General features: G+C 70.6%; 24 protein-coding genes. 13 read left to right on the top strand and 11 right to left on the bottom strand.

Annotated elements, in window-relative coordinates; translation table 11 throughout:
* Positions 1 to 10: 10 nt before the first annotated feature.
* Positions 11 to 424 carry an NUDIX hydrolase gene (locus AQJ11_RS25550; protein WP_059264536.1) on the top strand — a complete coding sequence of 138 codons (414 nt, stop codon included), beginning with the start codon at positions 11 to 13 and terminating at the stop codon, positions 422 to 424.
* Positions 425 to 428: 4 nt separating this feature from the next.
* Here the strand turns inward: AQJ11_RS25550 and AQJ11_RS46260 are convergent, their stop codons facing one another.
* Positions 429 to 614 (bottom strand): hypothetical protein, encoded by a 186-nt coding sequence (locus AQJ11_RS46260; RefSeq protein WP_058081028.1) that lies wholly within the window; start codon positions 612 to 614, stop codon positions 429 to 431.
* Between the two features lie 185 nt (positions 615 to 799).
* Here AQJ11_RS46260 and AQJ11_RS25545 point away from each other — a divergent pair, with 185 nt between their 5' ends.
* Positions 800 to 1,663 (top strand): SCO4651 family lipoprotein, encoded by an 864-nt coding sequence (locus tag AQJ11_RS25545; protein WP_059264535.1) that lies wholly within the window; start codon positions 800 to 802, stop codon positions 1,661 to 1,663.
* Between the two features lie 117 nt (positions 1,664 to 1,780).
* The gene (locus AQJ11_RS49920) at positions 1,781 to 1,942 is read left to right on the top strand and encodes a hypothetical protein (RefSeq protein ID WP_014673530.1); all 162 of its coding nucleotides are present in this window, start codon (positions 1,781 to 1,783) and stop codon (positions 1,940 to 1,942) included.
* A 5-nt stretch (positions 1,943 to 1,947) separates the two neighbouring features.
* Here the strand turns inward: AQJ11_RS49920 and AQJ11_RS25540 are convergent, their stop codons facing one another.
* Complete coding sequence (locus tag AQJ11_RS25540; protein ID WP_014673531.1) at positions 1,948 to 2,256, bottom strand: metal-sensitive transcriptional regulator; 309 nt, start codon at positions 2,254 to 2,256, stop codon at positions 1,948 to 1,950.
* 215 nt (positions 2,257 to 2,471) lie between these two features.
* On the opposite strand from AQJ11_RS25540, the gene AQJ11_RS25535 reads away from it, so the two are divergent.
* On the top strand, positions 2,472 to 3,092 hold the full coding sequence (locus tag AQJ11_RS25535) for a DUF47 domain-containing protein (RefSeq protein WP_015493282.1): 621 nt from the start codon (positions 2,472 to 2,474) through the stop codon (positions 3,090 to 3,092).
* A gap of 7 nt (positions 3,093 to 3,099) precedes the next feature.
* On the top strand, positions 3,100 to 4,098 hold the full coding sequence (locus AQJ11_RS25530; RefSeq protein WP_014673533.1) for an inorganic phosphate transporter: 999 nt from the start codon (positions 3,100 to 3,102) through the stop codon (positions 4,096 to 4,098).
* 110 nt (positions 4,099 to 4,208) lie between these two features.
* Here AQJ11_RS25530 and pstB read toward each other — a convergent pair whose 3' ends face one another.
* The 4 genes from pstB to pstS all read right to left on the bottom strand — a co-directional run bounded on the left by pstB (position 4,209) and on the right by pstS (position 8,368).
* Positions 4,209 to 4,985, bottom strand: a complete 777-nt coding sequence (pstB, locus tag AQJ11_RS25525; RefSeq protein ID WP_014673534.1) for a phosphate ABC transporter ATP-binding protein PstB — start codon at positions 4,983 to 4,985, stop codon at positions 4,209 to 4,211.
* A 72-nt stretch (positions 4,986 to 5,057) separates the two neighbouring features.
* Complete coding sequence (pstA, locus tag AQJ11_RS25520) at positions 5,058 to 6,119, bottom strand: phosphate ABC transporter permease PstA (RefSeq protein ID WP_014673535.1); 1,062 nt, start codon at positions 6,117 to 6,119, stop codon at positions 5,058 to 5,060.
* Positions 6,116 to 7,120 carry a phosphate ABC transporter permease subunit PstC gene (pstC, locus tag AQJ11_RS25515; RefSeq protein ID WP_058081031.1) on the bottom strand — a complete coding sequence of 335 codons (1,005 nt, stop codon included), beginning with the start codon at positions 7,118 to 7,120 and terminating at the stop codon, positions 6,116 to 6,118. The genes pstA and pstC overlap by 4 nt, the downstream gene beginning before the upstream one ends.
* 114 nt (positions 7,121 to 7,234) lie before the next feature.
* Positions 7,235 to 8,368, bottom strand: a complete 1,134-nt coding sequence (gene pstS, locus AQJ11_RS25510) for a phosphate ABC transporter substrate-binding protein PstS (protein ID WP_041665958.1) — start codon at positions 8,366 to 8,368, stop codon at positions 7,235 to 7,237.
* Positions 8,369 to 8,690: 322 nt separating this feature from the next.
* Between pstS and AQJ11_RS25505 the strand changes: the two genes are divergently transcribed.
* Entirely contained in the window at positions 8,691 to 10,262 is a 1,572-nt protein-coding gene (locus tag AQJ11_RS25505; RefSeq protein ID WP_059264534.1) for an FAD-binding oxidoreductase, read from the top strand.
* Positions 10,263 to 10,369: 107 nt separating this feature from the next.
* Here the strand turns inward: AQJ11_RS25505 and AQJ11_RS25500 are convergent, their stop codons facing one another.
* The 4 genes from AQJ11_RS25500 to AQJ11_RS25485 all read right to left on the bottom strand — a co-directional run bounded on the left by AQJ11_RS25500 (position 10,370) and on the right by AQJ11_RS25485 (position 14,283).
* Positions 10,370 to 11,077, bottom strand: a complete 708-nt coding sequence (locus tag AQJ11_RS25500; RefSeq protein ID WP_059264533.1) for a phosphatase PAP2 family protein — start codon at positions 11,075 to 11,077, stop codon at positions 10,370 to 10,372.
* A 230-nt stretch (positions 11,078 to 11,307) separates the two neighbouring features.
* Positions 11,308 to 12,264 carry a C40 family peptidase gene (locus tag AQJ11_RS25495; RefSeq protein ID WP_244218360.1) on the bottom strand — a complete coding sequence of 319 codons (957 nt, stop codon included), beginning with the start codon at positions 12,262 to 12,264 and terminating at the stop codon, positions 11,308 to 11,310.
* Positions 12,265 to 12,410: 146 nt separating this feature from the next.
* Complete coding sequence (locus AQJ11_RS25490) at positions 12,411 to 13,181, bottom strand: trypsin-like serine peptidase (RefSeq protein ID WP_059264532.1); 771 nt, start codon at positions 13,179 to 13,181, stop codon at positions 12,411 to 12,413.
* Between the two features lie 175 nt (positions 13,182 to 13,356).
* Complete coding sequence (locus AQJ11_RS25485; protein ID WP_014673542.1) at positions 13,357 to 14,283, bottom strand: oxidoreductase; 927 nt, start codon at positions 14,281 to 14,283, stop codon at positions 13,357 to 13,359.
* Positions 14,284 to 14,354: 71 nt separating this feature from the next.
* Here AQJ11_RS25485 and AQJ11_RS25480 point away from each other — a divergent pair, with 71 nt between their 5' ends.
* The 7 genes from AQJ11_RS25480 to AQJ11_RS25450 all read left to right on the top strand — a co-directional run bounded on the left by AQJ11_RS25480 (position 14,355) and on the right by AQJ11_RS25450 (position 22,719).
* Entirely contained in the window at positions 14,355 to 14,957 is a 603-nt protein-coding gene (locus AQJ11_RS25480; RefSeq protein WP_059264531.1) for a TetR/AcrR family transcriptional regulator, read from the top strand.
* Positions 14,958 to 15,460: 503 nt separating this feature from the next.
* Entirely contained in the window at positions 15,461 to 15,769 is a 309-nt protein-coding gene (locus AQJ11_RS25475; protein WP_014673544.1) for a hypothetical protein, read from the top strand.
* Between the two features lie 142 nt (positions 15,770 to 15,911).
* Positions 15,912 to 16,736, top strand: coding sequence for a DUF8175 domain-containg protein (locus AQJ11_RS25470; RefSeq protein WP_059264530.1), 825 nt, complete (start codon positions 15,912 to 15,914; stop codon positions 16,734 to 16,736).
* Positions 16,726 to 18,045, top strand: coding sequence for a hypothetical protein (locus tag AQJ11_RS25465; RefSeq protein ID WP_059264529.1), 1,320 nt, complete (start codon positions 16,726 to 16,728; stop codon positions 18,043 to 18,045). Before AQJ11_RS25470 ends, AQJ11_RS25465 begins: the two co-directional genes overlap by 11 nt.
* A complete protein-coding gene (locus AQJ11_RS25460) occupies positions 18,042 to 19,598 on the top strand; it encodes an SCO6880 family protein (RefSeq protein ID WP_014673547.1) in 1,557 nt (518 codons plus the stop codon). The genes AQJ11_RS25465 and AQJ11_RS25460 overlap by 4 nt, the downstream gene beginning before the upstream one ends.
* 14 nt (positions 19,599 to 19,612) lie before the next feature.
* The gene (locus AQJ11_RS25455; RefSeq protein ID WP_059264528.1) at positions 19,613 to 21,025 is read left to right on the top strand and encodes an ATP-binding protein; all 1,413 of its coding nucleotides are present in this window, start codon (positions 19,613 to 19,615) and stop codon (positions 21,023 to 21,025) included.
* Between the two features lie 50 nt (positions 21,026 to 21,075).
* The gene (locus AQJ11_RS25450) at positions 21,076 to 22,719 is read left to right on the top strand and encodes a type IV secretory system conjugative DNA transfer family protein (RefSeq protein ID WP_059264527.1); all 1,644 of its coding nucleotides are present in this window, start codon (positions 21,076 to 21,078) and stop codon (positions 22,717 to 22,719) included.
* Here the strand turns inward: AQJ11_RS25450 and AQJ11_RS25445 are convergent.
* Entirely contained in the window at positions 22,716 to 23,282 is a 567-nt protein-coding gene (locus tag AQJ11_RS25445; protein WP_279616955.1) for a GNAT family N-acetyltransferase, read from the bottom strand. The genes AQJ11_RS25450 and AQJ11_RS25445 overlap by 4 nt on opposite strands.
* Between the last annotated feature and the right edge of the window lie 61 nt (positions 23,283 to 23,343).

Raw genomic sequence — 23,343 nt, 5'->3', positions numbered from 1 at the left:
AGGAGGCGGTGTGAACGACACCGTGGTGCAGGCGGCCGGCTGTGTGCTGTGGCGCCGCTCCCCGGTCTCCGGCGACCTGGAGATCTGCCTGGTCCACCGGCCGAAGTACGACGACTGGTCCCACCCCAAGGGCAAGCTGAAGCGGGGCGAAGACCCGCTCGCCGGCGCGCTGCGCGAGGTCGCGGAGGAGACCGGGTACACCGCCGCTCCGGGCGCGGAACTGCCGACCCTGTGCTATTCGGCCAACGGCCGCCCGAAACGGGTGCGGTACTGGGCCGCGGAGGCGGTTTCCGGCCACTTCACGCCGAACGCCGAGGTGGACCGCATCCTGTGGCTGACCCCGGCGGCGGCCCGGGACCGGCTGACCCAGCCGCGCGACGGGGACCTGGTGGACGCGCTCCTGCGGGCCCTGGAGCGCCGGTGACGGCTCAGGGGCCCGTCGCGTGCCCCTCCGCGTCCGCGCGGGCCTGACTGCGGGCCCGGCGGGCGGGGCCGCGCCAGCCGCAGCTGCATCTGGCCACGCAGAAGGGGCCCTGCTCGGCCGTCGTCGTGAGGTGCTCCTGCCCGGACCGGGCGCGCTCCGGCCCGTCCTCCGATACCGCGTTGACTGCCACGCCGTCAACGGTACCCAGCCCTGGTCGAAGAGTTGGTCCCGCTCGCGCCGGCACCGGTCCCGCCCCCCTCGCCCCCGACGTCGTCCCGGCGCCACCCCCGGCGGCGCGTGACGGCGCCCCCCACCCGTCGTTATCCGGACGACAGGGGGCCCGTGACGGACACACCGGCTGGGGGTAGGCAGGCCATGGATCGGCGGCAGCACAGGCGCGCGGGCGGGACGGTCGTCGCGGCGGGCGTCCTCCTCGCCCTCGGGACGGGCGTCACGGGCTGTTCCGGCAGCGGGGTCGCCGCCGAGGACGTCAAGGTCGCCGGCGACCCCGTCGCCACCCTGCACCGGGCCGCCGACGCGCTGCGGGCCGCGGGCAGTTCCAAGGCCGGCACCTCGATGGAGATGGCCACCGGCGGCACCCGGGTCACCATCCGCGGCAAGGGCGTCTACGACTACCGGCGCCGCCTCGGCCGGCTCACGGTGGTGCTGCCCGAGGACCCCACGGGCACCTCCGAACACCGGCCCATCACCGAACTCCTCGCCCCGGGCGCGCTGTTCATGAAGAACCGGGGCGCGGGCGTGCCCGCCGACAAGTGGGTGCGGGTGGAGACCGCGACGCTGTCCGACGGCAATCTGGTCACCGGCGGCGCGACCGACCCGTACGCGGCGGCCGAGGTGCTGCGCGGCACGCGGGAGGCGGTCTTCGTCGGGCGGACCGAGGTCGCCGGGACGGCGGTGCGGCACTACCGGGGCACCGCCGACCTGCGCCGCGCGGCCCGGTACGCCTCCGCCGCGAACAGGGCGGCCCTGGCCGCGGCGGCGAAAGGGTTCGCCGCGGCCGAGGTGCCGTTCGACGCGTACCTGGACGACCAGGGCCGCATCCGCAAGCTGCGGCAGCGCTTCAGCTTCGTCAACGGCCGCCAGAAGGCCACCGTGGCGGTCGCCTCGACCCTGCTGCTGTACGACTTCGGTGCCCCCGCCGACGTACGGCTGCCGGCCCCGGGGGACATCTACGCGGGCCGGATCGCCGAGGAGGGCGGGACCGGCGGCGGGGCCTGAATCCGGCCAGTCACTAGTCCGGGACGCCACCCCGTAAGTAGCCCGTCCGTGCCATGCGCGGTGTGCGGGGCGCTGCCTACCCTAGGGAGCGGTGACGTCCGAGAAGAGGTGAGGCGGGTGGCTGCGGTCGGCGGCACGGCGGTTCAGGACCACGTGGCCCTCGCCGAGATCGAGCTGTGCGGAGAGCTGATCATCGCGGCCTCCGCCGCCGAGGACCGGCTCAGCCTGGAGAGCATCGACGAGGTGCTGCGCGTGGCCGAGGAGCGGAACGCGGCCTGAGCGGCTCAGCTGCGCAGCAGCCGGCCGATCGCCTTCGTCGCCTCGTCCACCTTGGCGTCGATCTCGTCGCCGCCCTTGACGGCCGCGTCCGCGACGCAGTGCCGCAGGTGCTCCTCCAGCAGCTGGAGCGCGAAGGACTGGAGGGCCTTGGTGGAGGCGGAGACCTGCGTGAGTATGTCGATGCAGTACGTGTCCTCCTCCACCATCCGCTGGAGGCCGCGGATCTGGCCCTCGATCCGGCGCAGCCGCTTGAGGTGCTCGTCCTTCTGCTTGTGGTAGCCGTGCGTGGCGCCGGCCTCGGTCGTCGTCGTCATCGCGGGCCTCCGTCTCGGGACGAGCTGGGGACAAATGGGACACATACCCCTACTGGGTATATGGTAACGAACTTTCCGGGGTAGAGGGCCCTTCGTCCGCCCCCGTGCTGACCACTCTGCCCGATGGGCGACACTGGGATGCGGCCCGATAGCCGTGGCCGGATGATGCGCCTAGCATCAGCCTGACCGAAACCGAAGCACCCCGAGGACCCCACGTGCGCTTTCGTCTGACCCCCAGGGAGACGAGCTTCTACGACATGTTCGCCGCGTCCGCGGACAACATCGTCACCGGCTCGAAACTCCTGATGGAACTGCTCGGGGCGGACTCCTCCGCCCGGGCCGAGATCGCAGAGCGTATGCGGGCCGCGGAACACGCAGGTGACGACGCCACGCACGCGATCTTCCACCAGCTGAACTCCTCGTTCATCACGCCGTTCGACCGGGAGGACATCTACGCCCTCGCCGGCTCCCTGGACGACATCATGGACTTCATGGAGGAGGCCGTCGACCTGGTCGTCCTCTACAACGTCGAGGAACTGCCGAAGGGCGTCGAGCAGCAGATCGAGGTCCTGGCCAGGGCGGCCGAGCTGACCGCGGAGGCCATGCCGAACCTCCGCACCATGGACAACCTCACCGAGTACTGGATCGAGGTCAACCGGCTGGAGAACCAGGCCGACCAGATCCACCGCAAGCTGCTCGCCCACCTCTTCAACGGCAAGTACGACGCGATCGAGGTGCTGAAGCTCAAGCAGATCGTGGACGTCCTGGAAGAGGCGGCGGACGCGTTCGAACACGTGGCGAACACGGTGGAGACCATCGCCGTCAAGGAGTCCTGAGGCGTCGATGGACACCTTCGCCCTGGTCGTGACCATCGCGGTCGCGCTCTTCTTCACGTACACCAACGGTTTCCACGACTCGGCGAACGCGATCGCGACGTCGGTGTCGACGCGGGCGCTGACCCCGCGGGCGGCCCTCGCCATGGCCGCCGTGATGAACCTCGCCGGCGCCTTCCTGGGCTCCGGCGTCGCCAAGACGGTCAGCGAGGGTCTGATCGAGACGCCCCAGGGCTCGACCGGCATGGGGATCCTCTTCGCGGCCCTGCTCGGCGCGATCGTCTGGAACCTGGTCACCTGGTACTTCGGCCTGCCGTCCTCCTCCTCGCACGCCCTGTTCGGCGGCCTGGTGGGCGCGGCGCTGGCGGGCGGTACGACGGTGATCTGGCACGGGGTGGTCGACAAGGTCATCATCCCGATGTTCGTGTCCCCGGTCGTCGGCCTGATCGTCGGCTACCTGGTCATGACGGCGATCCTCTGGCTCTTCCGCCGGGCCAACCCGCACAAGGCCAAGCGCGGCTTCCGCATAGCCCAGACGGTCTCGGCGGCCGGCATGGCGCTGGGCCACGGCCTCCAGGACGCCCAGAAGACGATGGGTGTCGTCGTCATGGCACTGGTGATTTCCGGCCATGAGACGTACGGCGACCCGATCCCGGTCTGGGTGAAGATCGTCTGCGCGATCATGCTCTCCCTCGGCACCTACGCGGGCGGCTGGCGGATCATGCGCACGCTGGGCCGCAAGATCATCGAGCTCGACCCGCCGCAGGGCTTCGCCGCCGAGACGACCGGCGCGTCGATCATGTTCACCACGGCGTTCCTCTTCAAGGCGCCGATCTCCACGACCCACGTCATCACGTCGGCCATCATGGGCGTGGGCGCGACCAAGCGCGTCAACGCCGTCCGCTGGGGCGTGGCCAAGAACATCATCCTCGGCTGGTTCATCACGATGCCGGCAGCGGCCCTGGTGGCCGCCCTGGCCTTCGGGCTGGTCAAGCTGGTGGCCCTGTAGGCGAGCCGAACGCAGTGACAACGCAGTGGGCCCGCCCCCGGGAGCCAGGGGCGGGCCCTTTGCGTCCTCGCGGTGGCACCGCCATGCAGCACCGCGAGGGGATCGTGGGATCAGCCGAAGCGGCCGGAGATGTAGTCCTCCGTGGCCTGGACCGACGGGTTGGAGAAGATCCGCTCCGTGTCGTCGATCTCGATCAGCCGGCCGGGCTGCCCGACCGCCGCGAGGTTGAAGAACGCCGTACGGTCCGAGACACGCGCCGCCTGCTGCATGTTGTGCGTCACGATGACGATCGTGAACCGCTCCTTCAGCTCACCGATCAGGTCCTCGATGGCGAGGGTGGAGATCGGGTCCAGGGCGGAGCAGGGCTCGTCCATGAGGAGCACCTTCGGCTCGACCGCGATGGCGCGGGCGATGCACAGACGCTGCTGCTGACCGCCGGAGAGGCCGGAGCCCGGCTTGTTCAGGCGGTCCTTCACCTCGTTCCAGAGGTTCGCGCCCTTGAGGGACTTCTCGACGATGTCGTTCAGTTCCGACTTCTTGTAGTTGCCGTTCAGCCGCAGGCCCGCCGCCACGTTGTCGAAGATCGACATCGTGGGGAACGGGTTCGGGCGCTGGAAGACCATGCCCACCTCACGGCGGACGGACACCGGGTCGACCCCGGCGCCGTACAGGTCCTCGTCGTCCAGGAGCACCTTGCCCTCGACGCGACCGCCGGGGGTGACCTCGTGCATACGGTTCAGCGTGCGCAGGAACGTCGACTTGCCGCAGCCGGAGGGGCCGATGAACGCCGTCACCGACCGCGGCTCCACGGTCATCGAGATGTCCTCGATCGCCTTGTGGGAGCCGTAGAAGGCGGTGAGCCCGCTTACGTCGATTCGCTTGGCCATGTCTGCTTCACTTCCAGAAATTCAAGCTCGGTCGCTGTGTGGCCCCGCCCGGCGGAGCCGGAGATAGTCGCCTCAGCGACCGGTCTTGGGGGCCTTCCAGCGGGCGATGCCGCGGGCCACCAGGTTGAGGATCATCACGAAGGCGATCAGCGTGAGGGACGCCGCCCACGCGCGGTCGAACGCCGCACCGGAACCCGCGCTGTTGGCGAACTGCTGGTAGATGTACAGCGGCAGCGACGCCTGCGCGCCCTCGAAGGGGTTGTTGTTGATGAACGGGTTGCCGAACACCAGCAGCAGCACCGGCGCGGTCTCGCCGGCGATACGGGCGACCGCCAGCATGACGCCGGTGGTGATGCCTCCGATGGAGGTCGGCAGGACCACCTTCAGGATGGTCCGCCACTTGGGCACGCCGAGCGCCAGCGACGCCTCGCGCAGCTCGTTCGGGACGAGCTTGAGCATCTCCTCGGTGGAGCGGACGACGACCGGCATCATCAGGATCGCCAGGGCCAGCGAACCGGCGAAGCCGAACGGCTGCATCTCGAAGATGAGCATCAGGCTGAGGATGAACAGGCCCGCGACGATCGACGGGATGCCCGTCATGACGTCGACGAAGAACGTGACGGCCTTGGCGAGCCGGCCCCGGCCGTACTCGACCAGGTAGATCGCGGTGAGCACGCCGATCGGGGCGCCGATGAGGGTGGCGAGGCCGACCTGCTCCAGGCTGCCGATGATGGCGTGGTAGATGCCGCCGCCGGGCTCGGTGTCGGCGACGACCCCCATCGAGTGGGTCAGGAAGTAGACGTCGAAGACCTTCACACCGCGCACGACGGTCACCCAGATCAGGGAGACCAGCGGCACCACGGCGAGCAGGAAGGCCACCCAGACGAGGCTGGTGGCGACGCGGTCCTTGGCCTGGCGGCGGCCTTCGACGCGCGCGGCGATGCCGAACGTGCCGAGGACGAAGAGGACGGCGGCGATCAGACCCCACTGGATCTGGCTGTCCAGGCCGGCGGCCATGCTGATGCCGATGCCCAGGACGAGGGAGCCGGCGGCGATGGCCCACGGCGTCCACCGGGGCAGGCTCGCGGCGCGCAGCGTGCTGGGCCGCTTGTCGGTGACGGCTGCGGTGCTCATGCGTTGGCCCCCGAGTACTCCGCGCGACGGGCGATGATCAGCCGGGCGGCGCCGTTGACCAGCAGGGTGATGACGAACAGGACCAGACCGGAGGCGATGAGCGCGTCCCGGCCGAACTCGTTCGCCTCGCTGAACTTGCTGGCGATGTTCTGGGCGAAGGTGCCGCCGCCCGGGTTGAGCAGGCTGGCCTGGATGTCGAAGGACGGCGAGAGCACGGTGGCGACGGCCATCGTCTCGCCGAGCGCGCGGCCGAGGCCGAGCATGGAGGCGGAGATCACACCGGAGCGGCCGAACGGCAGCACGGACATGCGCACGACCTCCCAGCGCGTGGCGCCGAGGGCCAGGGCCGCTTCCTCGTGCATCTGCGGGACCTGGCGGAAGACCTCGCGGCTCACGTTGGTGATGATCGGCAGGATCATGATCGCGAGCAGGATGCCGACGGTGAGCATCGAGCGCGGCGCACCCTCGTCCCAGGCGAAGACGCCGGTCCAGCCGAAGAACTCGTTGAGCCAGCCGAACAGGCCGTTCATGTGCGGGACGAGTACGAGGGCGCCCCACAGGCCGTACACGATGGACGGCACGGCGGCGAGCAGGTCGATCACGTAGGCGACCGGGCCGGACATGCGGCGCGGGGCGTAGTGCGTGATGAACAGGGCGATGGCGACCGCGACCGGGACCGCGATGACCATGGCGATGACCGAGGAGACGATCGTGCCGAAGACCAGGACCGCGATGCCGAACTTCGGTTCGAGGACGTTGGTGTTCCACTCGAACGTGGTCAGGAAGTTCGCGTGGTCCTTGCTGATCGCGAGGACGGCGCGGTAGGTGAGGAAGACCGCGATGGCGGCCATGATCACCAGCAGCAGGATGCCGGAGCCCCGGGAGAGTCCGAGGAAGATCCGGTCACCGGGGCGGGTGGCGCCACGGGCCGCGCGCTTCTGCTCGGCGATCGTGGGCTGGGGGGCGGGGGGAGGTACGTCGGTTGTCGTCGATATGTCCATCGGGTTCTCCGGTCTGCGGAACCGTGACCCCGAGGGGGCCGCGGCTCATGGCGGCGGTGCACCGGACGGTGCGGCCCGGCCCTGTCGGGTACCGGGCCGCACTCTCGGATCAGGTCAGCTCAGGCCCTCGATGGTCGTGCGGACCTTGGAGATGATGTCGGCGGGCACGGGCGCGTAGCCGATGCTCGGGAGGATCTTCTGGCCGTCCTCGCCGGCGATGTAGCGCAGGAAGGACTTGGTGGCGGGCAGGGTGTCCGCCTTGTTGCCCTTGTCACACACGATCTCGTAGGTGACCAGGGTGATCGGGTAGGCGCCCTCGGCCTTGGTCTTGTAGTCCAGCTTCAGCGAGAGGTCCTTGCCGGTGCCGACGACCTGCGCGGCGGCGATGTCGGCGGTGGCGCTCTCGGAGCTGGGCGCGACCGGCTTGCTGGCGCCGGTGTTGATGGACACGGCCTTGAGGCCGTCCTTGACGTAGGACAGCTCGAAGTAGCCGATGGCGCCGGAGGTCTGCTTCACCTGCTGGGCCACACCCGCGGACTGCGGAGCGGACTGGCCGCCCTTGGCCTGCCATGCCTTGCCGCCGGAGTACTTCCAGTTGTCCGGGGTGGTGGCGATCAGGTACTTGGTGAAGTTGTCCGTGGTGCCGGACTCGTCCGAGCGGTGGAACGCCTGGATCTTCAGGTCGGGGAGCTTCACGCCCTTGTTCAGGGCGGCGATCGCCGGGTCGTTCCACTTGGTGATCTTGCTGTCGAAGATCTTGGCCAGGGTCGGGGCGTCCAGGACCAGGTTGTCGACACCCGGGACGTTGTAACCGATGGCGATCGGGCCGCCGACCATCGGCAGGTCGATGCCCTGGCCACCCTTGCAGATCTGCTTGGAGGCGGTGACCTCTTCGGGCTTCAGCGGCGAGTCGGAACCGGCGAAGGCGACCTGGCCCTGCGTGAACGCGGTGACACCTGCGCCGGAGCCGCCGCCCTTGTAGTTGATCTGCACGCCGCAGGCCTGGGAGAAGTTCTTCACCCAGGCGTCGATCGCGTTCTTCTGCGCGGAGGAGCCGTCTGCGAGGAGCTGACCCTTGGCGTTGTCGCACTTGATCGAGCCGGCGTTGGCGGACGTGGACGGGTTGCCCGACGCACTGCCACCACCGCCGTTGTCGTCGGAGCCGCACGCCGTCAGAGCCAGGGCGCCGGTGACGGCGACAGCACCGAGAGAAAGGGCGCGCAGCCGGTTCTTGCGCTGAAGCTTCACTTTCGGGAGTTCCTTCCAGGAGCCGCCGCTGTCGGCGGCGCGCGAGGTCATAGAGGTACGTGAGCGCGTTCATGGCCGCACTCGGCACCCGGTAAGGCCGAAATTAGGCAGATCAGGTGAAGCCGCCGATGGCCGGAAGTGAACGAGGGGTGAACCCCTGCCGTCGGCCTGGTGAGGTCACGGAATGCTCACGGGGAGGGCACGCGAAGGTTCCGACGACCGGGTTGCGCGGACATGCCTTCGATGTTCGTCACCCGGCCGGGGGAACCCCCGGGTGCGGCGCGTCGTCTCGTTCCACGACAGCCGAGGAAAGGCGACGGACATGGAACGGCGTACGTTCATCTCGGGCGGCGCAGCCGCCCTGGCGGCGACCGCACTCACCGCGTGCGGTGCGGGCGGGGGTTCGTCCGCCCCTGCGGCGGACCGCCCCGGCACGCCGTCGCGCCCCTCCTCGCTGACGGCCGTCAAGACCACCAGCGCGAGCGCCGCCGCCAACTGGGCGGCCCTCGCCCGTGACCTGGACGGCTCCCTGGTGCGGCCCGGCGACGCGAGCTGGCAGACCGCCCACCAGCTCTACAACACCCGCTTCGACGGGCTGAAGCCCGCCGCGGTGGCCTACGTCGCGCACACCGCCGACATCCGCACCGCCCTCGCCTACGCCCACGCGCACGGCGTGAAGGTGTCCATACGCAACGGCGGCCACTCCTACGCCGGCTACTCCTCCGGCGACAACCGGCTGATCGTCGACGTGTCCCGGCTCAACCGGGTCCGGGCGAGCGGCGGCCAGGCCGTCGTCGGCGCCGGCGCCAAGCTGATCGACGTCTACCGCGCGCTGGCCGCGAAGGGCGTGACCATACCGGCGGGCTCCTGCCCCACCGTCGGCGTCTCCGGCCTGGTGCTCGGCGGCGGCCACGGCGTGGCCTCCCGCGCCTACGGCCTGACCTGCGACAGCCTCACCCAGGCCACCCTGATCACCGCGGACGGCAAACAGCTCACGGCGAACGCGAGCACCAACAAGGACCTGTTCTGGGCGCTGCGCGGCGCCGGCAACGGCAACTTCGGCGTCGTCACCGAGCTCCAGTTCCGGACCCACGCCGCGCCGCAGGCCGTGACCGCCTACCTGACCTGGCCGTGGGCCAAGGCCGCCAAGGTGCTGAAGGCGTGGCAGGAGTGGGGCCCGAGCCAGCCCGACGAGATCTGGTCCTCCCTGCACCTGGAGTGCTCCCCGGGCCGCACCCCGACCATCTCGGTGGCCTGCTTCTCCCTCGGCACCTACGGCGAGCTCCAGAACGCCGTGGACCGCCTGGCCCACCTGGCGGGCGCCGACGCCTCCTCAGTCTCCCTGCGCCGCCGGGGCTACGAGCAGGCCATGGAGATCTACGCCGGCTGCTCCTCCTTCTCCGGCGACGCCCAGTGCCATCTGCCCGGCTCCACCCCGGGCCGCTCCCCGCAGGGCAGGCTCGGCCGCGAGACGTACGCGGCCCGCTCCGACTTCTTCGACCGCTCGCTGTCCGCGGCCGGCATCCAGGCCGTGCTGAAGCAGATCGCCGCGGTCCGGGGCGGCGCGGGCAGCATCGCGTTCACCGCGCTAGGCGGCGCGGTCAACCGGGTCTCCCCCACCGCGACGGCCTTCGTCCACCGCCGCTCGCGGATGCTGGCCCAGTACATCGCCTCCTGGGGCGCGGGGGCCTCCGGCTCCACCGCCCAGTCCTGGCTGACCTCGGCACACCAGGCGATGCAGCCGTACGCCTCGGGCGCCGCCTACCAGAACTACAGCGACCCGACGCTGAAGGACTGGAAGAAGGCGTACTACGGGGACGCGACGGCCCGACTGGCCAAGGTGAAGCAGCAGTACGACCCCCAGCGCTTCTTCTCCTACGCGCAGGGTCTGTAACGGGTCCTACGCGCGGGGTCGGCAAGCGGGGTCCCACCCGCAGGATGCGGAGCGGGCGGGTCTCCCCGCCCGCCGGGCGGCCGTCGGGGATCCGGGGCCGCGAGGTCCTAGGCCGCGAGGTCCCGTTCCTCGGTGTCCAGGGGCTTGCGGGCGCTGGGCAGGAGCGTGTTGCCCCGGTCGCCGGCCGCCGCGGACCGCCGCCGCACCAGCCACCCGGCGCGCGGCGAGCGCTCCACGGCCCGCATCAGCGGGGTGAGCAGGGCCGTGGCCGGCGGGGACAGCAGCAGGACGACCGCCGTACCGAGGGCGAAGCCGCCGACGACGTCCGTCGGGTAGTGCACGCCCATGTAGACCCGGCAGAAGCCCTCCAGGAGGGCCAGGCCGATGCCGATGAGGCCGAAGCGGCGGTGGGCGACGAAGAGGCCCACGCCGAGCGCCATGGTGATCGTCGCGTGGTCGCTGACGAAGGAGAAGTCGGTCTTGCCGGAGACGAGGACGTCCAGGCCCTGGTGGTCCACGAAGGGGCGGGGTCGCTCCACGAAACCCCGTATCGGCACGTTCACCAGCACCGCGAGGCCGGCCGCGAGCGGCGCCCACACCAGCGCGGCCACCGAGGGCGCGGCGTCCTCGCCGCCCCGGCGCCGCACGGACCACCAGCACCACAGGATCAGCAGCACCATGGCGAGCAGCAGGCCGTACTCACCGACGAACTCCATGACCCGGTCGAACCAGTGCGGCGCGTCCTTGGCCAGGCCGTTGATGTCGTAGAGCAGCTCGACGTCGGGGTTCGATCCGGATTCGGCGAGTACAGCCATCGTGCTGCGGCCCCTTCGTCGTCTTCCCGGACGCACCTCGTGTGCGTCGCACCTGCTCCCCGTGGTTCGTAGATCCGCTTCCGCTGCACTGCCGCACTGACGTCCGCTCGGCTACGTCAACAGGAACGCATGCCCACCGCCCATACGTTCCACTCTCCACTGAATGATCACGCAGACGTTATCGAAGAGAGACTCATCGCCCCAGCTCAGGGGATGGGTTCACGCTCGGTTCACACCGTCGTGGGAAGTGCTTTCGCGCCATCTTCGGTGACCCTGGTGGCCCCGAAGTAGTCGGGGGTGTCGATGGGGTCGAACCGGATCACGGCGCCCGTGCGCGGGGCGTCGATCATGTATCCGCCGCCGACGTAGATGCCGACGTGCCGGATGGCCCGGGAGTCGGTGAGGTCGTCGGAGAAGAACACCAGGTCGCCCGGGAGCAGTTGGTCCCGGGAGGGGTGCGGCCCGGCGTTGTACTGGTCGTTGGCCACGCGCGGCAGGGTGATCCCGACCTTCTCGTACGCGGCCTTGGTCAGCCCCGAGCAGTCGAAGCGCCCGCCCTGGTCGGCGGTGCCGTTGCCGCCCCACAGGTACGGCGTGCCGAGCTTGCTCTGCGCGAAGCCGATGGCGCCGGCGGCCTGCCGGGTGGGGTCGATCCGGGTGACCGGCGCGGCAAAGCTCTTCTCCAGGCTGCGGATCCGCTGGACGTAGTTCCGCGTCTCGCTGATGGCCGGAACCCCGCCCGCCCTGATGACGCGGTAGGCGCCCGCGTTGTAGGCGGCGAGCATGTTGTCGGAGACGTTCCCCGGCACGTCCTTCACGTACTTCGCCAGCTCGCAGTCGTACGAGGCGGCCGACGGAATGGCGTCGTCCGGATCCCAGATGTCCCGCTTGCCGTCCCCGTCGCCGTCGATCCCGTGGGTCGCCCAGGTGCTCGGGATGAACTGCGCGATCCCGCGGGCGTCGGCCGGGCTGACGACGGTCGGGTTCCAGCCACTCTCCTGGTAGAGCTGCGCGGCGAGCAGCGCCGGACTGAGCGCCGGGCACAGGTTGCCCCACTTCTGCACCAACGACTTGTAGGCGGCCGGAACGGCTCCCTTGGCCAGCCCCCGGCTCGCCGAGGTCACCCCGCCGAGCAGGTTCCCGGCCACCAGATACACCCCGACGACGAGCAGCATGACGAAGCCCATGCCGAGCCCGACGGCCGCCCCACCGATCACCCATACCTTCCGCACGGTTCAACTTTCCCCCATGCGGGCGCCGTTCAAGGCCATTTGTGCGCGAAGTGGCGTCATTTCATAGGTGAACGGGCGCAGGTGACGCGCCCTCAGCCCGCTCAGCGGCCGGCCGTGGCGTCCCGGTACAGCTCCGCCGCCTCGCCGCCCAGGGCCACGCTGTACGACGTGTCCGCCGTGGAGCCGCCCTCTTCATGGCCGCCGAGCACGCCGACGACCTGGCCGTCACCGTTGACCCAGGGGCTGCCGCTGGTGCCGCTGGTGAAGTCCGGGCAGTCGATGCGCTGTTGGGTACGGCTGTGCGGGACCGGCCTGTTGGTGCAGCTGATGGGCACCTCGCGGGAGTCGGGGTAGCCGGTGACGGTGACCGCGGTGGCGCCGGTGGCCACCCCGGTCGTGAACCGGTTGGCGCCGACCACGTCCTCCAGCCGGTCGCCGTCCCGCGCGGCGACGACGGCGAAGGCGACGTCGCTGTCCTCGTCCTTCCCCCTGGCCCACCCGTCCGGCAGGAACCGCCGCGTCACCTTCCACACCCCATACGGCGCCCGCCCGTCCCGGTAGCCCGGCACGAACACCAGATCGCCGTCGGCGCCGGCCACGCAGTGCGCCGCGGTGACGATCAGATCGCCCCGCGGGCTGTGCACCACGGAGGCGGTGCAGAAGTGGCCGCCGGCCGGCCTGCCCGCCCGGTCCGCGTCGAACAGCGCGCCCACCCGCGCGCTGTGCCGGGTCGCGACGGTGTCGGCGGTGACCCCGAGGGGCCCCCGCCCGTCGTCCGCGGCGGCCACGGAGGCCGACGTCACCGCCAACAGCACCACAGCTCCGAGCAACGCGGGCCGTGAGGTGACCGAGATGCGTGAGGTGCGCTTCATCAGGCCCCACTCTGTCCGACGAAGGTGAGAATCCCGTTCCGGCTTCGCTGAGATTTTCCTGTGAAACCTCCGCTTCCCCCCTCATGGCCGATCGGAACCTCACCACCACTCCCACCGCGCCGCTCCGCCCGGCGCGCTCAGCGGGCCCGGGCACCGGCGGGAGCGGCGCTCCCGGTCACCGCACCGCCGCCGGGAGCGGCCACTCCACGCCCGTCAGCTCCTCCGAGAGCGTCCACAGCCGCCGGGCCGCGGCCGGGTCACTCGCCGCGGCGCTGCGGCCGACCAGGGTCGGGGCACCGCGCAACTCGGCGGGACCGTCGGGGCCGACGTAGGACGCGCCGGGCAGGTTCTGGGTGGCCGCGTAGAGGGTGGGCAGGGCGCCGGCCTCGTCGTCCTGGGCGAGGAACCGGTTGCCGGCCCGCATGAACAGGCGGGTGAACGGGTTGGCGGTACCGCTCTGGAGGTTGGTCGCCGCCCAGCCGGGATGCGCCGCCAGGGCCCGTACGGCCGACCCGGCCTCCGTCAGGCGCCGCTGGAGCTCCAGGGTGAAGAGCAGGTTGGCCAGCTTGGACTGGGCGTAGGCGCGCGTGGGGCTGTAGTTCCCGCGCAGGTTCACGTTCTCGAAGTGGATCGTCCGGTCGCCCATGCGGTGCGCGCCGGACGCCACGGTCACCACCCGGTCGGTGATCCGGGGCAGCAGCAGGGTGGTCAGCGCGAAGTGCCCCAGGTGGTTGGTGCCGAACTGCAACTCGAAGCCCTGCTTGGTGCGCTGTTCCGGCACCATCATCACGCCCGCGTTGTTGATCAGCAGATCCAGCGGGCGGTCCCAGCCGGCGGCGAACTCGCGCACCGAGTCGAGGTCCGCCAGGTCCAGCCGGCGCACCTCGGTGCTGCCGGCCACCCGCGCCGCCGCGGCACCGCCCCGGGCGAGGTCCCGCACCGCGAGCACCACATGCGCCCCGGCGCCGGCCAGCGCCCGCGCGGCGGCCAGGCCGATGCCGCTGTTGGCACCGGTGACGACGGCCGTACGGCCGGTCAGGTCGGGCAGACGGGTCGCGTTCCACTTGCCGCGCTTGCCGCGCGCTTCGGTCGTATCAGCCATGACCTCAATGTAGGCATCGCCAACAATGCTGTCAATGACAACAAAGCTGACGATGGCAACATCGAGATACGATGACCCACATGTCCGCACCCCGCCCCTACCACCACGGAGACCTGCGCGCCGCCCTGCTCAAGAGCGCCGAGCGCACTCTGCGCGACAAGGGGGTGGGCGCGCTCTCGCTGCGCGAACTGGCCCGGGACGTGGGCGTAAGCCACGCCGCCCCCGGCCGGCACTTCAAGGACAAGCAGGCCCTGCTCGACGCCCTGGCACTGGACGGCTACGAGCGCATGAACCAGGCCCTGGCCGCCGCCGACCGCCCGGACCGGCCCTTCGAGGAGCGGATGACCGCCTTCGCCCGCGCCTACCTCGGCTTCGCCGTCGAGAACCCCGAGCTGCTGGAGCTGATGTTCGCGCGCAAGCACGACCCCGACAGCTCCGCCCAGCTCGCCGCGGCCGTCGACCGCTCCCTCAACACCTTCACCCGGCTGGTCGCGGACGCCCAGGAACAGGGCGAGATCGTCCAGGGCGACCCCGAGCGCCTCACCACGGTCGCCGCCGCGAGCCTGCACGGCCTGGCCGCCCTGATCGCCGGCTGCGCGCTCGACGCGGAGGAGACCCTGGCCGGCCTGGACACCCACGTCCACCTACTGCTGCACGGCCTACGCCCACGCTAGCCGCCCGAGCACCCGGGCCCACTTGTGCGCTGACGCGGCAGCAGTTCGGCAGCCGCGGCCACCGCCGCGCTCCTGTCCGCCGGGCTGGGCACCGCGCCGAACGAGACCGGCACCGAGTACCCGGCCGCCCCCAAGTACATGACCGCACGGCGTCTCCCCCCCCGACCGACACCCCGTCAAGCGGCAGCTGTCCGGCCGAGTTCCCGTACAGGCCGAGCACCCCTCGCGGACGGACGGACCACGGCGCCCAGCCGTGGCCCGTTTTCCCGTCCCCCCGTGAGAACATCGACGCGACGCGTCACCCGACCGGCTCCACTCCCACCTCGTTGCCCAGCGTGACCTGCCGTGATACACAGAGTGACCGCACGGGCTATTCGTACGAAACCCGCCAGTCAATGACGTCAAGTCGACATACGTTGGCGGCGTTGTCGGCGACAATGAGGTCTGACCTCTGCACACCGCAGGGGCACTCACGGAACTACCCACCAGGGGCGGTGACTTACATGCTCTTTGCGGCCGACAAGGGAGACATCAACACCATCATCGGCGGGATCGCTCCGGACTGGGGCCCCTTCGGCAGCCTGGGCAACGAGGCCAAGGTGATGATCGAGGTGGTCATGGCCGTGGCCATCCTCCTCTGCCTCGGCATCGCGGTATGGGGCGCGGCGAAGCAGCGCATCGGCGCCACGGCCCTCCGGGACACCTTCAGCGCCGAACAGGGCAAGGGCCTCATCATCGCCGGCCTCACCGGGGTGTTCATCATCGGATCCCTGGGCACCCTGTTCACGATCGTGTACGGCATGGCGGTCTGACCCCGTCCCCTCCACCCCACCCACCCGTCGTGCCCACCGGCTGAGGTTGCGTCTCCCTGATGTCGAGTCACCACACCGCGCCCCCGCGGGAACCAGCACGGCTACCGTCGTATGCCTACGAGGGTGAGGGAGCGCACACGGCATGAGTCCCGGAGACGAACAGGGTTACGACTACCCCGAGACGGGCCACACCCGCACCCGCCTCCCCGACCCCGACCCCTACGGCGGCGCCCCCCGCCGCCCCCACCGCTCCTCCTCCCGCAGCCTGATCACGGTGGTAGGCGTAGTAGTCCTCCTCATCGCCGCCATCGCCTTCGCGAACCGCGGGGGGGATTCGGGGGGTGACGAGGCGTCGGGGAAGGCCGCCAAGCCCGAAGCATCCTCGACTGCCCCCTCGGGCACCCGCCCGGTCGAAACAAGAACCGGCACCATCCCTTCGGGCTTCGCCCACACAGCCCAGGGAGCGGAGAGCGCGGCGGCGAACTACGCGGTGGTCCTGTGGTCCGACGGCATGGTCGACACGGCCAACAGGCACAGCATCGTCGAGGCAGTGGCCGACCCGAGCACCGTGAGCCGGCTCCAGTCGGTTTTCGACGCCAATTACTCGGCCGGCTTCCTCAAGAACATCGGTCTCAACGCCGATGGCAGCGTTCCCAAGGACATCACCTTCGTCGACCGCACACTGCCGGCCGGCACGAAAACGACGTCCTACAGCAGCGCGGCGGCGACCGTCGAAGTGTGGTGCAACACGCTCTTCGGCCTGGCTGGTGAAGGCTCGAACAACCCTGTGACCAGTGGCTGGTCGACCGTCACCTTCCAGCTGAAGTGGGACGGCAGCGACTGGAAGGTGCTGGAGACCAGCCAGAAGACAGGCCCCACCCCGATCGCCGGAGACAACCCCGTCTCCGGTGCCGATGAGATCGGCAAGGCGGTCAAGGAGTTCGGAGGGTTCACATATGCCCGGTAGCCCGCAGCGCGTCCTCAAGCTCGCAGGCCTGGTGGGCGCCGTCCAGGCCGCCACCGTGCTCCTGGCCGCGCGAGCCGTGGCGGCACCGTCCCCCACACCGACTCCGAGCAAGAGCGCCGACTGCTCCCTGCTCGCGCCTCCTGCCCGGAAGTTCTGCGAGTCCGGTGACCCCTCCGGCGGATCCTCCGGCGGCGCCCCCAGCAACCCCCTCACCGACACGCTCGACCCCCTCGCCTCCCTGGCCAAGGGCTGCGCCGACGCCGCCGCCTGGACCGTCGACAAGCTCAGCAAGGCCGTGAAGGAGACCGCCAACGTCGACTTCACCAATCAGGCGTTCCTGAAGCAGTACGCCGTCGTCTTCGCCGCCTCCACGATCCTCACGCTCCTCCTCTGGCTCCTGGCCGTCGCCAAGCGAGCCGTCCGCGGCGTGCCCCTCACCACCGCCATCTCGGAAGCCGTCGGCTTCCTCTGGCTCACCGTGCTGGCCTCCGCCTTCACCCCCCTGATCCTGTACACCGTCGTATCGGCGACGGACGGCGTCACGGACGTCCTCGCCAAAGCCACCGGCGACCAGGCCGACACCTTCTTCGGCACCTTCTCCGGCGCCCTGAAGAAGGGCAACGACATCGGCGGCGGCCCCATCATGCTGATCGTCGTGTCCCTGGTCAGCATCCTCGCCGCCGGCGTCCTCTGGCTGGAGCTCGTCATCCGCGCCGCCCTGCTCTACGTCGGCGCCCTCCTCGGCACCGTCGTGTACGCCGGCCTGGTCGACAAGAACCTGTGGGGCCACGTCCGCCGCTGGGCCGGCATCATGATCGCCGTCATCCTCGTCAAGCCGGTCATCGTGATCGTCCTCGGCCTGGCCGGCGCCCTCTCCGGCGACAGCGGCCCCGACGCCTTCTCCGCCGTCGTCTCCGGCCTCGCCATCATCCTGCTGGCCATCTTCGCCAGCGCGATGATCTACCGCTTCGTCCCCGGCTTCGGCGACGAACTCGCCGGCTCCCGCAGCAACCGCATCATGCAGGGCGCCGAGAGCAAGGCCGCCGCCGTCATCAGCTCCCCGGCCACCCTCGTCGCCCAGGGCATCAAGACCCACAGCACCCGCGCCGACACCTCCGGCGGACAGTCCGGCAGCGCCCCGCGCCCGGCCAACCCCGCCAGCGGAGGCGTCGCCGCCCACAGCAGCCGCACCCCCGCCGGCGGCGGAGCCGTCCCCTCCGCCACGCCCGCGCCCCGCGCGTCCAGCCCGGTCAACACACCGCACGCCAGCAACACCCGCAACAACCGCACGGGAGGTGAAGGGCGTTGACGACCGAGTCCCACCTGTCCCATCCGGTCACGCCCCGCCGTACGTATCTCATCGGCCGCGCCCGGCCGAACGCGATCGTCGGCCGTAACCGCGAGTCCGGCGAGATCGCCCTGATCATCGTCGGCGCGTTCCTCGGCATGATGTGCGGCCTGCTCGTCCCGGTCCTGCCCCTGCGGATCGTGCTGCTGACCGGCTTCCCGCTGCTCGCGCTCGCCGCGGTCTACGTGCCGTACAAGCGCCGCACGTTCTACAAGTGGTTCGAGATCAACCGCAGCTACAAGCGCACCGTCAAGCGGGGCGCCGTCTACCGCTCCACCGCCATGGAGGCCGGGACCCGGCTCGACGGGCGCGAGATCGAGATCGGCCCGCCGCCGGGCATCGGCCGCATCACCTGGCTCGCCGCACCCTTCGGGCCGGACGAGATCGCCGTACTGCTGCACGCCGACCGCAAGACCGTCACCGCCGCCATCGAGATCGAGGGCCCCGGCGTCGGCCTGCGCGACTCGGAGGACCAGGAGGCCCTGGTCGACCGCTTCGGCACCCTGCTCAAGCACGTCGCCAACGGAGACGGCTTCGTCACGCGCCTGCAAATGCTCGCCCGGACCCTGCCCGCCGACCCGGACGCGCACGCCAAGGACGTCGGCCAACGCGGTGACCCCCGCTCCCCCGGCTGGCTCCAGCAGTCCTACGACCAGCTCCAGTCCATGGTGTCCACCAGCAGCGAGCAGCACCGCGCCTACCTCGTCGCCTGCATGCACTACACCCGCGAACTGGCCGCCGAGGCACACGCCATGGCCCGCGCCGTCCGCGCCCGCGGCGGCAAGGTCGACCGGGACGCCGGGCTCGCCGTCGTCATGGCCCGCGAGCTCACCGACATCTGCTCGCGGCTCCAGGAGGCCGACATCCGGGTACGGCAGCCGCTCGGTCAGGGGCGGCTGGCCTCCCTCATCCACTCCATGTACGACCCCGACCACCCCATCGACCACATCCAGGCGATGACCCAGCGCAACGCCTGGCCGGCCGAGCTGGACGCCACGGAGCCCACCTACCTCCAGGCCAAGACCCGGGAGTCCAGCACCCGCGCGCCCTGGTGCCACGCCACCGCCTGGGTGAAGGAATGGCCGATGACCCCCGTCGGCGTGAACTTCCTCGCGCCGCTCCTCGTCCACACCCCGGACGTCATCCGCACGGTCGCCGTCACCATGGACCTCGAACCCACCGAGGTCGCCATCGAGCGCATGCTCACGGAGAAGACCAACGACGAGGCCGAGGCGTCCCGCGCCGCCAAGATGAACCGGACCGTCGACCCCCGCGACATCGCCGCGCACAACCGCCTCGACCAGCGCGGCGAGGACCTCGCCAGCGGCGCCGCCGGCGTCAACCTGGTCGGCTACATCACCGTCTCCTCCCGTTCCCCGGAGGCCCTCGCCCGCGACAAGCGGACGATAAGGGCCTCCGCCGGCAAGTCGTACCTCAAGCTGGAGTGGTGCGACCGAGAGCACCACCGCGCCTTCGTGAACACACTTCCGTTCGCCACCGGCATCCGAAGGTAGGGGCTGATTCGCCGATGCGGGACCCGCTGACCGTCCTCACCGAGGCCTTCACCTCCTTCCTCTTCGGGAAGGTCGAGACGACCCGGCTGCCGGTGCGCACCTCCACGGGCCAGGCCCAGGCCGTCTACCTGCCCACGGCCGCGCCCGGCCTCGGCGACTCCGGCGTCATCATCGGCCGCGAGGTGTACTCCGGGAAGGGCTACATCTACGACCCCTTCCAGCTCTACGGCCAGCAGTTGCCGGCCCCGCACTGGCTCGTCCTCGGCGAGTCCGGCAACGGCAAGTCGGCCCTGGAGAAGACCTACGTCCTGCGCCAGCTCCGCTTCAAGGACCGCCAGGTCGTCGTCCTGGACGCCCAGGGCGAGGACGGGGTCGGCGAGTGGAACCTCATCGCCCAGGAGCTGGGGATAACGCCGATCCGGCTGGACCCGACGGCCGCCCTGAACCATGGCATCCGCCTGAACCCGCTGGACCCGGCGATCACCACCACCGGCCAGCTGGCACTGCTCCGCACGATCATCGAAGTGGCGATGGGCCACGGCCTGGACGAGCGGTCCGGCTTCGCCCTGAAGGTCGCCCACTCGTACGTCAACGAGACCATCGTGGACCGCCAGCCGGTCCTGACCGACATCGTGGAGCAGCTACGGCACCCCGAACCGGAGTCGGCGGAGTCGATGAACGTCGCCATAGACGACGTACGGGCGTGGGGCCTCGATGTCGCCCTGGTCCTGGACCGGCTGGTCGACGGTGACCTGCGGGGCATGTTCGACGGGCCGACGACGGTCGGCATCGACCTGGACGCCCCTCTGATCGTCTTCGACCTCTCCCACATCGACCGCAACTCCATCGCCATGCCGATCCTCATGGCGATCGTCGGGGTGTGGCTGGAGCACACCTGGATCCGTCCCGACCGGAAGAAGCGCATCTTCCTGGTCGAGGAGGCCTGGCACATCATCAACAGCCCCTTCGTGGCCCAGCTCTTCCAGCGACTGCTGAAGTTCGGCCGCCGGCTCGGCCTCTCCTTCGTGGCGGTGGTCCACCACCTGTCCGACGTCGTCGACGGAGCGGCGGCGAAGGAGGCGGCGGCCATCCTGAAGATGGCCTCGACCAGGACGATCTACGCCCAGAAGGCCGACGAGGCGAGGGCCACGGGCCGGGTCCTCGGCCTCCCCCGCTGGGCGGTCGAGATCATCCCCACGCTCACGCCCGGCATCGCGGTCTGGGACGTCAACGGCAACGTCCAGGTGGTCAAGCACCTGATCACGGAGACGGAACGGCCGCTGGTCTTCACCGACCGCGCGATGACCGAGTCCTCCAGCGACCTCGCGGCCGACGACGCCCTGCGCGCGGCCGAACTGGAGGCCGAGCAACGGGCCGCGGCCTTCGTGGAACAGCACGTGGGCGACTCCGAGTCGACGGTGGCGTAAGGAGACGCGAGAGGGCGCGAGAGAGCGCAAGGGGATGTAAGGGGAACAGGGTGAGACCGGACGACCGCCGCGGGGACCGCCGGGACAGCCGCCGGGAGGGCCAGGGCGGCATCCCCGACGGCCTGCTGATCGGCATGCTCGCGTTCCTCCTCGGCATAACGGTGCTGGTGTGGACGGCCACGGGCCTGGCGGCCTGGTTCGCCCAGGGCGCCTGGCCCACCGGCGTCACGTTCACCCGCACACCCCTGGCCATGCGCCACCTCATCGGCCGCCCCCACGACATCACCGGCGCCTGGCCGGACACCCCACCGTCCCAGCTCTCCGGCTGGGGCCTGTTCTGGGGCCTGTTCATAGCCCAACTGATGATCCTCTTCGTCCTCACGATGTTCGCCCTGGGAACAGTCGCCCGGTGGAGAGCCGGAAGAGCCCGCAGGGCTGCCGCTGGGGGCGGGGGGACGACGGAGGCGGGACCGGCGGGGGCCGGCCCGGCGGAGGCCGGATCGGGGTGGGCTGGGCCGGGGTCTGGCGCGCCTGCCCCAGTCCCCGGCGTGCCGATGGAGAGCGACTCCGCGGCCGGCGGGCCTGCGGCTGGGGGAATCGGGGCTGCCGGGGCCGGGGTCGGCGGGTCCGGGGTGCCCGTGTTCCAGGGCGCCGCGCACGGATTCGCCCGGCAGCACGAGGTACCGGCACCTCACGCGGTACCGGCACCCCACGCGGGCGCTGAACCAGCGGGGTCGGACGCCTCGGCCGACGGTGAGCGGGTGGCCGGGTGGGAGAAACTCCACATCGCCCCCCGGGAAGGCCGCCACGCCACCGCGAGCCAGGCCATCCAGACCGCCCCCGGCCCCACCCTCGTCGTCACCTCCAACCCCACCCTCTGGTCGGACACGAAGGACGCGAAGGCAAAACTGGGGCCCACCCTCCTCTACGACCCCGCCCACCTCTGCGACACCCCGGCCCGCCTCCACTGGTCCCCCACCACCGGCTGCGAAGACAAACAAACGGCACTCCACAGGGCGACAGCACTGCTGGCCCCCGTACGCCCCACCGCCAAGATCGACCAAGCGGTGGCGGACACGGCGACCACCCTGCTCCGCAGCTACCTGCACGCCGCCGCCCTGGACAACCGCACCGTCCGCCACGTCCACCGCTGGTCGCAGGGCACCCAGGTCCAAGAGGCCGTCCGCACCCTCCGTACCCACCCCAAGGCCGCTCCGGGCGCCGCCGGCGAACTGGAGGCGGCCCTCACCGCCCATCCCGAACGCCGCGACGTCGCCCAGGAACTGACCGGCAGGGCCCTCGCGGCCCTCTCCACGGTCAACATCCGCGAAGCCTGCACTCCCAACCGAAATGATGCCCTCGCCTTGGATTCCTTCATCCAAGAAGGGGGCACGCTTTATGTGGTCGGTGAATCCATCGAGGACCCGCGGAGCAATCCGGGCGCGATGCCGCTCCTGACGGCCCTCGTCTCCAGCGTGGTCGAGCGCGGCCGGCGCATGGCCGAACGGTCATCCTCCGGTCGGCTCGACCCACCACTCACCCTGGTCCTGGACGACATCGCGGCCGTGGCTCCGCTCCCGGAGCTGCCGGCCCTGCTCGCCACCGGAGCCGACCGGGGCCTGCCGACGCTCGCCCTGCTCCGCTCCCGCGAACAGGCCCGCTCCCGCTGGCCCCACCAGGAGCTACCGGCCTAGACGGGCCGCTCCAGGACGAACTCCAACTCCTGCTCCGCCTCGTCCTTCGAGAAGGACACCACCAGGCCACTCGGCGCGAAGCCGATCTTCCGGTACGCCGCCTGCGCTCGCGCGTTGTCCTCGTGGACGAACAGCCGCACCCGCTCGGCCGCCCGCTCCCACGCCCAGGAGACACCGGCCTGGAACAGCGCCTCGATCAGCCCGTTCCCCCGGTGCTCGGGCCGCACGAACACCCCGACGACATGCCCCTGCCGCCGGTCGACCGGAAACCCGGCCCAGTCCTTGCTCCCGGCCTCTTCGAGGAGGACGGTGACCGAGCCGGCCCAAGTCCCGTCGGCCGTCTCTGCGATGAACTGCCGGGCGGTCGTGGAGCCCTCCCCTGAGGTGACGGCCCGGTCGTGCCAGAAGGAGTCGGGCTTGGCCGCAGCGTTCTCGTAGGTCTCCAGAAAGGCGAGGTGCGCGACCGGGTCCCGCAGCGAGTCCAGGCGCAGTTCCTTCACCCGCTCCCAGTCATCGGGCCGTATGGCGCGGACTACGTATTCATTCCTGGCGAAAGGGCTCATGGGACCACCCTAAACGCAGAAAACCCCCGCACCGAAGGTGCGGGGGTCTCTTCAAAAATTG

Source organism: Streptomyces corchorusii (assembly GCF_001514055.1).
GTDB lineage: Bacteria > Actinomycetota > Actinomycetes > Streptomycetales > Streptomycetaceae > Streptomyces > Streptomyces olivaceoviridis.
Note: the sequence above shows the minus strand (reverse complement) of the source record. Positions and strands in the feature narration are given on the sequence as shown.